The following is a 13547-nucleotide window of genomic DNA, read 5'->3' on the forward strand; positions in this document are numbered from 1 at the left end:
ATTCGCGCGGGCACAGCGGCGACTCGGATGCGACTCAGCGCTGGCGCTTCTCGCGGACGCGCATGTTGATGACGATCGGGGTTCCGTCGAACTCGTACAGCTCGCGAAGGCGACGCTGGATGAATCGGCGGTATCCCGGGTCAAGGAATCCGGTCGTGAACAGCACGAACGTCGGCGGACGCGTCGACGCCTGGGTGCCGAACAGGATGCGCGGCTGCTTTCCTCCACGCAGCGGGTGCGGGTGCTCGGCGACGAGTTCGGCGAGGAAGGCATTGAACTTGCCCGTCGGGATACGACGATCCCAGTTCTCGAGAGCCGTCTCGAGCGCGGGCACCAGCTTGTCGAGGTGACGGCCGGTCTTGGCCGAGATGTTCACGCGCGGAGCCCAGGCGACGTGCGCCAGGTCCTGCTCGATCTCACGCTCGAGGTAGCGGCGGCGGTCCGCGTTCTCGAGATCGTCGTCGTTGAGACGATCCCACTTGTTGAACGCGAGCACGAGCGAGCGACCGGACTCGAGCACGAGATCGATGATGCGCACGTCCTGCTCGCTGATCGTCTCGGAGACATCGAGGACGACGACTGCGACCTCGGCCTTCTCGAGAGCAGCCGAGGTGCGCAGCGAGGCGTAGAAGTCAGCGCCCTGCGCCATGTGCACGCGGCGACGGATGCCGGCGGTGTCGACCAGGCGCCACAGCTTGCCGCCGAGCTCGACGATCTCGTCGACCGGGTCGCGGGTCGTACCCGCGAGGTCGTTGACGACCACTCGCTCCTCGCCTGCGGCCTTGTTGAGCAGCGAGGACTTGCCGACGTTCGGGCGACCGAGGATCGCGACGCGACGAGGTCCACCGATCTCCGCTTTCGCGACCGCCGAGACATCCGGAAGCGTCTTCAGCAGAGCGTCGAGAAGGTCGGCGACTCCACGACCGTGGATCGCCGAGACCGGGTGGGGCTCACCGAGTCCGAGGTTCCAGAGAGCCGCGGCCTCGGGCTCCTGGCGGGCGTCGTCGATCTTGTTCGCGACGAGGAAGACGGGCTTGCCGCTCTTGCGCAGCAGCTTCACGACGTGCTCGTCGGTCGACGTGGCGCCGACCATCGCGTCGACGACGAACAGCACGACATCGGCGAGATCGATCGCGACCTCTGCCTGAGCGGCGACGGAGCGGTCGATACCACGAGCGTCGGGCTCCCAGCCTCCGGTGTCGACGAGCGAGAAGCGACGGTCGGCCCACTCGGCCTTGTACGTCACGCGGTCGCGGGTCACACCGGGGGTGTCCTCGACGACGGCTTCGCGGCGGCCGAGGATGCGGTTCACGAGCGCGGACTTGCCCACGTTCGGTCGTCCGACGATCGCGACGACCGGCAGCGCGGGGAAGAACTGGATCCCGTCCTCGCCCATCGTGATCCCGGCGAGAAGCGCAGCATCCTCATCGTCCAGGTCGTAGTCGGCGAGACCCGCACGCAGCGTCTCGGCGCGCGCCTCGGCGAGCTGCTCGTCGAGCTGCTCCATCTTCTCGGCGAGCTGGTCGGGGCCGCCTTCGTATTCGTCGTCAGCCATGGTGTACTCCTCGGATTCGTTCGATCACCGTGAGGACGGCGTCGATGGTCTGTGGGAAATCGAGCTCCGTCGAATCGACGACCTCGACGCCCTCTGCGGCGTTCAGGAAGTCGACGACGGCGCTGTCGGATGCGTCGCGCTTGTGCAGTGCGGCGGCGACGGCTTCGGCGTTCTCGCCGGCGAGTTCGCCGGCACGTCGTGCGGCGCGCACCTCGGGCGCGGCCGTGAGAAGGATGCGGACGGGTGCGTCCGGGGCGACGACGGTCGTGATGTCACGCCCCTCGACGACGACGGCAGGGTACGGCGCGTCGGCGACGAGAGAGCGGAACAGATGGTTGACCTGCTCGCGCACCTCGGGCACTCTCGCGACCCCGCTCACGGCGCCGGAGACCGACGGCTCGCGGATCGCGTCGGTGACGTCCACGTCGCCGACCTGCACGGTGCGGTCGTCGGGGTCGAGGCCCAGGCGCACCGGGAACTCGGCAACCGCGGCGAGGACGGCTTCGGCATCCGCCGTGTCCGCACCCCGGTCGAGAACATGCCAGGCGAGTGCGCGGTAGGCGGAGCCGGTGTCCAGGTAGCCGAATCCGAGCTTGCGGGCGACGGCCTTGGACACGCTGGACTTGCCGGAGCCGGCCGGTCCGTCGATGGCGATGAAATCAGTCATTGGTGGTACCTGCAATCCGCCAGCCGCGTTCCTGGAGTCCGGTGATCGCCCCGTGCAGTGCAGCGGGCTCGACGCTGATCTCGGCGAGACCGAACTGCGCGCCCGGTGAGTGCTCGAGGCGGAGGTCCTCGACGTTCACGCCGAGCTCGCCGAGTTCGCCGAACAGTCGACCGAGCTGACCTGCGGTGTCGTCGATCATGACGACGAGGGACTCGAACCTCTGGTTCTGCCCGTGCTTGCCCGGCAGACGTTCGACGCCGTCGTTGCCCTGCCGGATGGTCTCGGCCACCACGCGCCGGGCGCCGGGCGCCTCAGGGGCGCGCAGGGCGTCCGACACCTCACGGAGATCGGCTGCCAGAGCGTCGAGGATCTCCACGACGGGCTCGGCGTTCGCGCCGAGGATCTGCACCCAGAGCTCAGGGGCGGATGCCGCGATGCGCGTCGTGTCACGCACACCCTGGCCCGACAGGCGCAGCGCGCCCTCATCGGCCACCGCGAGCCGTCCGGCGAGGAGGCTGGCGACGACCTGCGGAACGTGCGACGTGAGAGCGACGGAGCGGTCGTGCTCCTCCGGGGTCATCTCGAGCGGCATCGCGCCGACGTCGAGCGCGAGGGCCTCGACCAGAGCGAGGTCTGCGGCCCTGGTGTCGGCATCGCGGCAGACGACCCAGGGGCGACCGATGAAGAGGTCGGCGCGTGCGGAGATCGCTCCGCCGCGCTCGCGTCCGGCGAGAGGGTGCGAGCCGATGTAGCGCGTGATGTCGACACCGCGGTCGCGCAGACTGCGGAACGGCTCGAGCTTCACGCTCGCGACGTCCGTGACGACGGCGTCGGGGAATCGGGCCAGCTCCGCCTCGATCACGTCGGCGGTGACGTCCGGCGGCACGGCGACGACGATGAGCGTCGGTGCGTCGTCGTCGGCCACGGCACGACCTGCGCCGTAGTCGATCGCCAGGCGCAGCTGCGCGGGTGAGGTGTCGGCGAGGACGACGTCGATGCCCTTGGCGCGGAGCGCGTGGCCGATGCTCGCGCCGAGCAGACCGGCGCCGACGACGCGCACGGTTCCGGAGAGCCTGGCCGCGATTCGCGGCGCGACGGAACTCCGAGCCCCCGTGGGCGCACTCGTCGTATCGGTCACTCGTTCTCCTGCTGCTCGCCTGGCGCCTCGGCGACACCGGAATCACGGCGCGACAGAGTCAAGAGCGCGCCCAGTTCGATTTTAGTCAGTTCGCGCGTCTTCCCAACCGGGAGGGTTCCCAGGTGCAGCGGGCCGAACTGCCGACGCACGAGCTCGGTGACGGGGTGGCCGACCGCGGCCAGCATCCTGCGCACGATCCGATTGCGCCCCGAGTGCAGGGTCAGCTCCACGAGGCTCGACCCGCGGGAGGTGTCGAGCAGGCGTGCCTTGTCTGCGGCGATCGGCCCGTCGTCGAGCTCGATCCCCTTGGTGAGCTTCGAGATCGTCTGAGCCGTCACCTCGCCTTCCACCTTCGCGATGTAGACCTTGGTGACGCCGAACGACGGGTGCGCGAGCACGTGTGCGAGGTCGCCGTCGTTCGTCAGGACCAGCAGGCCGCTGGTCTCGGCATCCAGACGTCCGACGTTGTAGAGGCGCTCCTCATAGTCGTCGGTGAAGCGGCGCAGGTCGGGACGGCCGTTCTCGTCACGCAGGCTGCTCACGACGCCGGTGGGCTTGTTGAGCATCACATAGCGCTTCGACACATCGAGCTGCACAGCGGCGCCGTCGACGTCGATGAGGTCGTTCTCGGGGTCGACGCGCCGGCCGAGCTCGGTCACGGTCACGCCGTTGACGCGGATGCGCCCTTCGACGATGTACTGCTCGATCACGCGCCGCGAGGCCACGCCCGCCGCTGACAGCACCTTCTGCAGGCGCACGCCCTCGGGTGTCTCGAAGCCGCTCATCGGATGGTCCCTTCGTCGAAACTGAAACTCTGCGTCGAGACCACGCGGACGGCCGTCCTCGGAACCCCGCTCATCGGATGGTCCCTTCGTCGAAGCCGTCTGCGCCGTCGTCGAGCAGAGGAGAGATGGGGGGCAGCTCGTCGAGCGAGTTGATGCCCAGGTGTTGCAGGAGTGCGTCGCTGGTGCCGTAGTTGATCGCACCGGTCTCGGAGTCTGCGAACAGCTCCGTGATGAGTCCGCGCGCGAGCAGCGTGCGCACCACGGAATCGACGTTCACCGCACGTATCGATGCCACCTGGCTGCGAGTGACCGGCTGCTTGTAGGCGATCACCGCGAGCGTCTCGAGCGCCGCCTGCGACAGACGCGCGGGAGCCTGGCCGCCGACGAACTCGGCGACCACGTCGTCGTGATCCTCGCGGACGTAGAGACGCCAGCCGCCACCGACCTCGCGGAGCTCGAACCCGCGCCGTGGCCCCTGACCCTTGCCGTCGTAGTCGTCGACGAGCGTCTCGATCGTCTGACGCACCGCAGCGACGGGCGAGCCGACCGCGGCCGCGAGAGCGACGAGACCGATCGGCTCGTCGATGATCAGCAGGATCGCCTCGATCCGTTCGGAGAGAGGCGATTCGCGAACGACCTCGTCGGTCGGGGCTTCTGTCACGTCATCGGTCATAGTCGGCCCCCAGAGATGCCAGAGTCTCGTCCGACCAGGTGTCGGCGGCCCAGCGCAGCGTCAGCTCGCCGAGCGGTTCCAGTTGTTCGAAGGAGAGCGCCGCATGGCGGTACAGCTCCAGGACGGAGATGAATCGCGCGACCACGATCCCGGGTTCCGTGACCCCCGCGACCAGCTCGCGGAAGCTCACCGACTCGGCGGTGCGCAGCAGGGTCACGACGATTGCGGCCTGCTCCCGGATGCTCACGAGCGGGGCGTGCAGGTGATCGAGCCCGACGTGAGGGATCTCCTTCGGCGCGAACGCCAGCAGAGCCAGCGCGGCGAAGTCGTCGGCGCTGAGCGACCAGACGAGCTCGGGTGTCTTCTTGCGATGCTTCTCGTCCAGACGCACGGCCCGCACATGGCGGCGGTCCTCACGCTGCAGGCAGCGGGCGAACCACGTCGCGACCTCTTTGAACGCGCGGTACTGCAGGAGGCGTGCGAACAGCAGATCGCGGGCTTCGAGCAGCGCCACGGCCTCGGCATCCACCAGCTCTCCCTGCGGCAGGAGACCGGCGACCTTCATGTCGAGCAGTGTCGCCGCGACCACCAGGAACTCGGAGGCCTGGTCGAGCTCTTCGTCGTCGTCGAGCTCCTTGAGGTACGCGATGAACTCGTTCGTGACGGCGCTCAGCGACACCTCGGTGATGTCCATCTCATGCTTCGAGATGAGAGTGAGCAGCAGGTCGAACGGTCCGTCGAAGTTCGTCAACGAGACCCGGAATCCGGGATCGGCGACCGGTGGCTCGCTGAGATCGGTGGGTGCCGGTCCCTCGGCAGCCGTGGCTGCGGCCTCAGCCGCGGTGTCGGACGGCTCGACCTCAGGCGACAGCGCCACGGGCGACCAGCTCCCGCGCCAGCCGCAGGTACGCCTGGGCGGCGGCGTGCTCCGGTGCGAACTCGGTGATGGGCACACCGGAGACCGATGCGTCGGGGAACTTCACCGTGCGTCCGATCACGGTCTCGAGGACGTCGTCGCCGAACGCCTCGACCACTCGCTCGAGCACCTCGCGCGAGTGCAGGGTGCGCGGGTCGTACATCGTGGCGAGGAGGCCGTCCATCGTGATCGACGGGTTCAGCCGGTCGCGCACCTTGTCGATGGTCTCGATCAGCAGCGCCACACCGCGCAAAGCGAAGAACTCGCACTCGAGCGGGATGATCACGCCGTGCGCGGCGGTCAGCGCGTTGACGGTCAGCAGACCCAGCGACGGCTGGCAGTCGATGAGGATGACGTCGTACTCCCCCGCCACCTGACGCAGCACGCGGGCGAGGATCGTCTCACGCGCGACCTCGTTGACGAGGTGCACCTCGGCTGCCGACAGGTCGATGTTGGCGGGCATCACGTCGAGGCCTTCGACACCCGAGTGCACGATCGCGTCGTGCGCGTCGCGCTTCGTGTCGAGCAGCAGGTCGTAGATGGTCGGCACGTCGTGTGTCTGGATGCCGAGGCCGGCCGACAGCGCGCCCTGGGGGTCGAAGTCGACGGCGAGCACCTTGCGACCGTATTCGGCCAGCGCAGCGGCGAGGTTGATCGACGTCGTCGTCTTGCCGACGCCGCCCTTCTGGTTGCACAGGGCGATGATGCGAGCGGGACCGTGCGATGCGAGCGGTTCCGGGGTCGCGAAGCCGTGATAGGGACGCCCGGTGGGTCCCATGGGTGTGTCGTCGGTCTTCGACGTCTTCGCCCTGGACTTCGCCGCGTTCTCAGCCACCGATTCTCCTGCTCCTTCGTGCTTGGTCGATTCTAGCGATCGCCCGGGGGGATCGACGCCTCAGCCCCGGCGATCCCGCGTTTTCGCCGCGCCGCCCGCGCGTGGCGGGTCAGCGGGCGCGGGGGTGGGAGGTCGCGTAGATGTCGCGCAGGGTGTCCACCGACACGTGCGTGTAGATCTGGGTCGTCGCCACCGACGCGTGGCCGAGCAGCTCCTGTACGACGCGCACGTCGGCGCCCCCCTGCAGCAGATGCGTCGCGAACGAGTGGCGCAGGGTGTGCGGCGAGACCTCGGCGGTGATGTGCGCGTGCTCGGCCGCCGCACGGATCACGAGCCACGCGCTCTGCCGAGACAGCGGGGCACCGCGGGCGCCGAGGAACAGGCGGGCCGAGGCTCGCCCCTTCGCCGCAAGCCCGGGCCGCACCCGCGTGAGGTATGCGTCCACCGCTGTGCGGGCGAACGATCCGATCGGAACTATGCGCTCCTTCGATCCCTTGCCCCGAAGCCGGAGGACGTCGCCGTGGGCGAGGTCGTCGACGTCGAGGCCCACTGCCTCCGACACTCGGGCACCGGTCGCGTAGAGCAGCTCGAGAAGGGCCCGGTCCCGGATGCCGATCGGATCCTCGGCGCTCGGCGCTTCGAGCAGCCGCTCGACCTGATCGATGGTCAGCGCCTTGGGCAGCCGGCGCGGAGCCTTGGGGGGCCTCAGACGGCCGCTGGGGTCGTCGTCCTCGATGCCCTCACGGGCGAGGAACCGATGCCATCCCCGCACGGACGACTGCAACCGCGCGAGGCTCGTCGCGGCCGGCGCCGGGTCGGCGGAGGAGCGATCAGCGATGAAGCGCCCCACGATCGCCGGAGTGATCTCGGCGGTGTCGACGATGCTCTCGGCATCCAGCCACTCCAGATAGCCGCCGAGATCGCGACGATAGGCCGCGATCGTGTGCTCGCTGAGCCCGCGCTCGATCGTGACGTGGCGCAGATACGTGTCCAGCGCACGATCGAGTTGCATCCTCAGCTCCGGTCGCGCAGCCTCTGCGCGGCCGCGAGCGCACCGATGCTGAGGATGCCGTTGCGCATGCGGCCGTCGAGGATCGCCCTGACCACGTCGTCGAGCGGAACCCACTCGACGCGGATGTCAGCTTCTTCGTCCTCCCGCGCGTGCGCGGACGGTGCAGCAGAGATCCCTGTGGCGAGGAAGAGGTGGATGACCTCGTCGTTGCCGCCAGGTGTCGTCCATGACGAGACGAGGGGCTCCCACTCCGCGGCGACCAGGTCGGCTTCCTCGGCGAGCTCGCGCCGGGCAGCCTCGACGGGCTCCTCCCCAGGCACGTCGAGCAGACCGGCGGGCAACTCCCAGTCGCGGTGACGGATCGGATGCCGATACTGCTGGATAAGCAGCACGCGTCCGTCGTCGTCGAGCGCGAGGATCGCGACGGCGCCCGTGTGCGCGACGTACTGGCGGCGGATCTCACCATCGCCGTAACGCACGCGGTCGTCGCGCACGTTCCAGACGACGCCCTCGAACCCGACCTCGCTGTGGAGGACCTCGGGCTCGAAGGGCTCGTCCCGCAGTTCGTCGAACTCAGGCATCGGCTCCGCCGAACTCACGCATCGGCTCCGCCGAACTCAGGCATCGGCTTCCACGTCGAACAGCTCGCTCGAGCGGTGACGCTCGATCGCCGCTCCGACGAGACCGCGGAACAGCGGGTGCGGATCGGTCGGACGCGAGCGGAGCTCGGGGTGTGCCTGCGTGGCGATGTAGTACGGGTGCACGTCGCGCGGAAGCTCGACGTACTCGACGAGGTCGAGCTCGGGGTTCAGCCCCGAGAAGACGAGACCGGCCTCGGACAGACGCGTGCGATAAGCGTTGTTGACCTCGTAGCGGTGGCGGTGGCGCTCCGAGGCCTCCGGCGCGCCGTACAGCTCGCTCGCCAGCGAACCTTCGGCCAGCGCAGCCTTGTAGAGGCCGAGACGCATCGTGCCGCCCAGGTCGCCGCCGTCGAGGATCTCGACCTGCTCGGCCATGGTCGCGATGACGGGCTCGGTGGTCTCGGGGTCGAACTCGCTCGAGGATGCTCCGGCGATGCCGGCCACGTCACGGGCGTACTCGATGACCATGCACTGCAGGCCGAGGCAGAGGCCGAGGGTCGGGATCCCTTGCTCGCGTGCGAACTTCAGCGCGCCGAGCTTGCCCTCGATGCCGCGAATGCCGAATCCACCGGGGACGCAGATGCCGTCGAGTGCGGCGAGCTGCTCCTGCGCGCCCTCGGGAGTCTCGCAGCGGTCCGAGGGGATCCAGCGGATGTTGACCTTGGTCTCCTGGGCGAAGCCGCCGGCCTTGAGCGCCTCGGTGACCGAGAGGTAGGCGTCGGGGAGGTCGATGTACTTGCCGACCAGGCCGATCGTCACCTCGTGCTTGGGGTTGTGCACCGCATGCAGCACTTTGCTCCACCGCGACCAGTCGACCTCATCTGCGGCCTTCTGGTCGAGGCCGAGGCGGCGCACGATGTACGAGTCGAGGCCCTGATCGTTCAGCGTCGAGGGAATGTCGTAGATGCTCGGCAGGTCGACCGTGTTGATGACGCCTTCGGCGTCGACGTCGCACATGAGCGCGATCTTGTTGCGGTTGCTCTCGCTGACCGGACGGTCGCTGCGCAGCACGAGGGCGTCGGGCTGGATGCCGACCTGGCGGAGGGCCGCGACCGAGTGCTGGGTGGGCTTGGTCTTCTGCTCGCCGGACGCGCCCATGAACGGCACGAGCGATACGTGCACGAAGAACACGCTGTCACGACCGAGTTCGTGGCGGAGCTGACGTGCCGCCTCGAGGAACGGCTGCGACTCGATGTCACCCACCGTTCCACCGACCTCGGTGATGATCACGTCGGGACGGGGGTCCTCGGTCGCCTGCAGACGCATGCGTCGCTTGATCTCGTCGGTGATGTGCGGGATGACCTGCACGGTGTCGCCGAGGTACTCGCCGCGGCGCTCGCGCGCGATCACCTGCGAGTAGATCTGTCCGGTCGTGACGTTGGCAGCCTGCGACAGGTTGATGTCGAGGAAGCGCTCGTAGTGTCCGATGTCGAGATCGGTCTCGGCGCCGTCGTCCGTGACGAAGACCTCGCCGTGCTGGAACGGGTTCATCGTGCCCGGATCGACGTTCAGGTACGGATCGAGCTTCTGCATGACGACGCGGAGTCCGCGTGCCGTCAGAAGGTTGCCGAGGCTTGCGGCAGTGAGCCCCTTACCCAAAGACGAAACGACACCACCCGTCACAAAGATGTGCTTGGTCGTGTCGTTCTTGGGCCCCGCAGAAGAAGAGTTCATCACGGGCTTCGATCCTATCAGTCAGTGGAGGTGCCGAGGGTGAGAAGTTCCCGAGCGTGGGTGATCGCGGCGTCCGAATCGGTCAGTCCGGAGAGCAGTCGGGCCATCTCGGCCTCGCGCTCCTCCCCCTCCAGACGGCGGACGCTGGATGCTGTGACCGCGCCGTCGTGGGATTTGACGACCGAGAGATGGTTCGTGGCGAACGCCGCGACCTGCGCGAGATGCGTCACCGCGATGACCTGCGACTTCTCGGCGAGTCGGGCGAGTCGTCGCCCGACCTCGATCGCCGCGGCGCCGCCGATGCCGGCGTCGACCTCATCGAACACGAAGGTCGGCACGGGGTCGGTTCCGGCGATCACGACCTCGATCGCGAGCATGACACGCGAGAGCTCTCCCCCGGACGCGCCCTTGCCGACCGATCTGGGCTCGGCTCCGGGGTGCGGTGCCAGCAGGATCGCGACGTCGTCGCGGCCGTGCGCGCTCTCGGCACCCGGTGTGACGGCGACCTCGAGTCGCGCGTCGGGCATCGCGAGCGCGTGCAGCTCATCGCTCACGGCGACGCCGAGCTTCGCGGCGGCTGCCGTGCGCTCTGCGGTCAGCGCATCGGCTCGGGCGTCGAGTTCGGCGCGAGCGGTGTCGCGCTCGGCTTCGAGCCGATCCAGTCGCTCGCCGTCGTCGTCGAGCTCGGCGAGCCGAGCAGAACCCGTCTGCCAGAGCTCCAGTGCCTCATCGAGCGATCCGTGCGCACGGATCAGGGTGCCGAGGGCCGCACGGCGCTCCTCGACCGCTGCGAGCTCATGCGGGCCGGTCTCATCGAGGTCCGCGAGGTACGCGGACAGCTGACCTGCGACATCGGCGATGCGATAGCCGATGTCGGCGAGGCCGGCGGAGATCTCTGTGAGTGACGTGTCGGAGACGCGCTCGAGCGCTCGACGCGCTTCGGCGATCAGAGCGGATGCGTCGGGTTCGCCCTCTTCGTTCGAGAGCGCGCCGTGAGCCAGGGAGGCGGCGAGACGGAGCTCCTCGGCATTCGCCAGGCGTTCCGCCCGCGCGGACAGCTCGACGTCCTCGCCCGGCTCGGGCGCCGCGGCCTCGATCAGGGCGAGCGCCTCGCGCAGGCGCACGGCCTCTTCGGCCCGCCGATCGCGGTTCTCCGTGATATCGGTGATCTCGGCGTCGAGCTCGCGCCAGCGCGCGAACGACGAAGCGTACGCCTCGAGCGCCCTGGCGATGGAGGCACCTCCGAAGCGGTCGAGAGCATCCCGCTGAGCCGCGGATGAGCGCAGTCGAAGCTGCTCCGACTGTCCGTGGACGACGACGAGTTCCTCGGCAAGGGCGGAGAGCACCCCCGCAGGCGCTGCGCGGCCTCCGACGCTCGCTCGGCTGCGCCCGTCGGCGCTGAGCGTGCGAGACACGTAGAGCTCTGCAGCACCCGCTCCTGCGGGCTCCAGCTCTCCCCCGGCGTCCGCGACGATGTCGGCGACATCTCCGGACTCGGGGACGATCCATACTCCGGCGACCGATGCCTGCGTCGCTCCTGCGCGCACCGCACCGGAATCCGCGCGCTGTCCGAGCAGCAGCCCGAGACCCGTCACCACCATGGTCTTGCCCGCACCGGTCTCGCCGGTGATCGCGGTGAACCCTGCGCCGAGAGGCAGCACGGCGTCGGCGATCACGCCGAGCCCCTGCATCCGCATCTCCTCGATCATGCGATCGGCCCCTGTCCTCGCCAGCCCGCGACCGGCAGCTGGAACTTGCGCACCAATCGGTTCGTGAACTCGGTGGGGTGCAGACGGGCGAGCCGCACAGGGCGCGACGATCGCCGCACCACGACACGCGCGCCCGGCGGGAGGTCGTGCGACCGTCGACCGTCGCACCAGAGGATGCCGGCGCCCGAAGTGCCTTCGAGCATCTCGATCGCCACTGCGGCATCCGGGCTCACGACGAGCGGCTTCGCGAACAGCGCGTGGGCTGAGAGCGGCACGACGGCGATGGCCTCGACGCTCGGCCAGATGACAGGGCCGCCTGCCGAGAAGTTATAGGCGGTGGACCCGGTCGGGGTCGACACGACCATGCCGTCGCAGCCGAAGCTCGACAGCGGGAGTCCGTCGATCTCGAGCACGACCTCGATCATGCGCTCACGGCTGGCCTTCTCGACCGTCGCCTCGTTCAAGGCGAAGGTCTCGTACACGACCGTGCCGTCGACGTCCTTGACCCGAACCGACAGAGCCAGACGGTCCTCGACCTCGTAGTCGCGGTCGATGACGCGTCGCACGGCCGCATCCATGTCGTCCCGATCGATCTCGGCGAGGAACCCGACGTGTCCCATGTTGATGCCGAGCACCGGTGCCGCGCAGCCTCGCACGAGCTCGGCGGCACGGAGGATCGTGCCGTCGCCTCCGAGGACGATGGCGAGTTCGAGCGCGTCCTGCTGGACCGTCTCGCCGAGCACGTCGACGTCGGCGAAGCGCGGATCGACCGCGCGCAGGTCGACGCTGTCATCGGCCGCGAGCACCGGGCGCGCACCGGCGCCGCGCAGCTCGTCGATCACCTTCCGGGCTGCATCGACCGTGTCCTCGCGCCCGGCGTGGGCGACGACCAGGATGTTGCGCTCGTTCATCGTCTCCCTGCCAGTGCGTTGATGCGGTCCGACCATTCTGACGGATCGCTTCCGCGCCCCGGCGCCAGGTGCAGAAGATATTCCGAGTTGCCGTGCGTCCCCAGGATCGGGGAGGGAAGGATGCCGAGCATCCCGAGTCCTGCGTCGAATGCGCTCCATGCGGTGCGAGCCACGGCATCGGCACGAGTCGCGGGGTCGGTGACGAGCCCGCCGCGCACCGCGGTGCGCCCGACCTCGAACTGCGGCTTCACCAGCAGCACGATGTCGGACGTGGGCGCGGCGATGCCCGCGACTGCGGGGAGGACGAGCTCGAGCGAGATGAACGAGAGATCGCCGACGACCAGGTCGGGAGCCTCGGTCTCACCCGTGACATCCTTCAGGTTCTCGGGCGTCATGTGACGGACGTTGTAGCCCTCGACGAGCACGACGGCGGGGTCGGCAGCGATGGACGCCGCCATCTGGTCGTGGCCGACGTCGACAGCGAGAACCCTACGGGCTCCTCGCTCGCGGAGCACCTGGGTGAATCCGCCCGTGGAGGCTCCCATGTCGAGCGCGAGGCGCCCTTCGGCAGAGATCGCGAAGCCGTCGAGTGCGGCGATCAGCTTGTGAGCCGCCCGGCCGACATAGTGATCTGTCGCGGCGACGGTGATCTCGGCGGAGTCGGCGACAGGCGTCGAGGCCTTCACGACCGGTCGGCCGTCGATGCTCACCACGCCTTCTGCGATCAGAGTGGCGGCGTGGGTGCGCGAACGGGCGAGACCTCGCGCGGCGAGGGCAGCATCGAGTCGCGTCATCGGGCGCCCGGTGCGTCGCGCTGATCGAGCTTCGCGCCGCTGTCGAGGCGGCGGGAGAGTTCGTCATGCAGCCCGGAGTACGCGCCCGCGCGGGCAGCGAGAGGCTGCCCCTCGATCAGGCGCAGGCGACTCCACAGACCGTCGGTCGGTGCGTTCGTCGTCTCTTCGCTCACGGTTCTACTGTACGCGGCGGGGCCGACACGGCGGCGGAGCCACGGCGGCGCGAACCACCTGGCC

General features: G+C 69.0%; 14 protein-coding genes. All 14 read right to left on the reverse strand.

Annotated features, from left to right (window positions below):
- Positions 1 to 34: 34 nt before the first annotated feature.
- Entirely contained in the window at positions 35 to 1555 is a 1521-nt protein-coding gene (der, locus tag MRBLWH13_RS09030; protein WP_056306901.1) for a ribosome biogenesis GTPase Der, read from the reverse strand.
- Positions 1548 to 2222 (reverse strand): (d)CMP kinase, encoded by a 675-nt coding sequence (gene cmk, locus MRBLWH13_RS09035; protein WP_341954408.1) that lies wholly within the window; start codon positions 2220 to 2222, stop codon positions 1548 to 1550. Before cmk ends, der begins: the two co-directional genes overlap by 8 nt.
- Positions 2215 to 3360 (reverse strand): prephenate dehydrogenase, encoded by a 1146-nt coding sequence (locus tag MRBLWH13_RS09040; RefSeq protein WP_082488127.1) that lies wholly within the window; start codon positions 3358 to 3360, stop codon positions 2215 to 2217. Before MRBLWH13_RS09040 ends, cmk begins: the two co-directional genes overlap by 8 nt.
- Positions 3357 to 4145, reverse strand: a complete 789-nt coding sequence (locus MRBLWH13_RS09045; RefSeq protein WP_341954413.1) for a pseudouridine synthase — start codon at positions 4143 to 4145, stop codon at positions 3357 to 3359. The genes MRBLWH13_RS09040 and MRBLWH13_RS09045 overlap by 4 nt, the downstream gene beginning before the upstream one ends.
- A gap of 70 nt (positions 4146 to 4215) precedes the next feature.
- Positions 4216 to 4818, reverse strand: coding sequence for an SMC-Scp complex subunit ScpB (gene scpB, locus MRBLWH13_RS09050; RefSeq protein ID WP_056516368.1), 603 nt, complete (start codon positions 4816 to 4818; stop codon positions 4216 to 4218).
- On the reverse strand, positions 4808 to 5695 hold the full coding sequence (locus MRBLWH13_RS09055; protein WP_341954417.1) for a ScpA family protein: 888 nt from the start codon (positions 5693 to 5695) through the stop codon (positions 4808 to 4810). Before MRBLWH13_RS09055 ends, scpB begins: the two co-directional genes overlap by 11 nt.
- Positions 5679 to 6512 carry a ParA family protein gene (locus tag MRBLWH13_RS09060; RefSeq protein WP_056517281.1) on the reverse strand — a complete coding sequence of 278 codons (834 nt, stop codon included), beginning with the start codon at positions 6510 to 6512 and terminating at the stop codon, positions 5679 to 5681. Before MRBLWH13_RS09060 ends, MRBLWH13_RS09055 begins: the two co-directional genes overlap by 17 nt.
- A gap of 166 nt (positions 6513 to 6678) precedes the next feature.
- A complete protein-coding gene (xerD, locus tag MRBLWH13_RS09065; RefSeq protein WP_341954420.1) occupies positions 6679 to 7581 on the reverse strand; it encodes a site-specific tyrosine recombinase XerD in 903 nt (300 codons plus the stop codon).
- A gap of 2 nt (positions 7582 to 7583) precedes the next feature.
- On the reverse strand, positions 7584 to 8162 hold the full coding sequence (locus MRBLWH13_RS09070) for an NUDIX hydrolase (protein WP_341954421.1): 579 nt from the start codon (positions 8160 to 8162) through the stop codon (positions 7584 to 7586).
- A 36-nt stretch (positions 8163 to 8198) separates the two neighbouring features.
- On the reverse strand, positions 8199 to 9896 hold the full coding sequence (locus tag MRBLWH13_RS09075) for a CTP synthase (RefSeq protein ID WP_311244457.1): 1698 nt from the start codon (positions 9894 to 9896) through the stop codon (positions 8199 to 8201).
- A gap of 17 nt (positions 9897 to 9913) precedes the next feature.
- Positions 9914 to 11605 carry a DNA repair protein RecN gene (gene recN / locus MRBLWH13_RS09080; RefSeq protein ID WP_341954425.1) on the reverse strand — a complete coding sequence of 564 codons (1692 nt, stop codon included), beginning with the start codon at positions 11603 to 11605 and terminating at the stop codon, positions 9914 to 9916.
- The gene (locus tag MRBLWH13_RS09085) at positions 11602 to 12516 is read right to left on the reverse strand and encodes an NAD kinase (protein ID WP_341954427.1); all 915 of its coding nucleotides are present in this window, start codon (positions 12514 to 12516) and stop codon (positions 11602 to 11604) included. The genes recN and MRBLWH13_RS09085 overlap by 4 nt, the downstream gene beginning before the upstream one ends.
- Positions 12513 to 13310, reverse strand: a complete 798-nt coding sequence (locus tag MRBLWH13_RS09090) for a TlyA family RNA methyltransferase (RefSeq protein WP_341954429.1) — start codon at positions 13308 to 13310, stop codon at positions 12513 to 12515. Before MRBLWH13_RS09090 ends, MRBLWH13_RS09085 begins: the two co-directional genes overlap by 4 nt.
- Complete coding sequence (locus tag MRBLWH13_RS09095) at positions 13307 to 13483, reverse strand: hypothetical protein (RefSeq protein WP_167347478.1); 177 nt, start codon at positions 13481 to 13483, stop codon at positions 13307 to 13309. Before MRBLWH13_RS09095 ends, MRBLWH13_RS09090 begins: the two co-directional genes overlap by 4 nt.
- Positions 13484 to 13547 lie beyond the last annotated feature (64 nt).

Source organism: Microbacterium sp. LWH13-1.2 (assembly GCF_038397735.1).
Classification (GTDB): domain Bacteria; phylum Actinomycetota; class Actinomycetes; order Actinomycetales; family Microbacteriaceae; genus Microbacterium.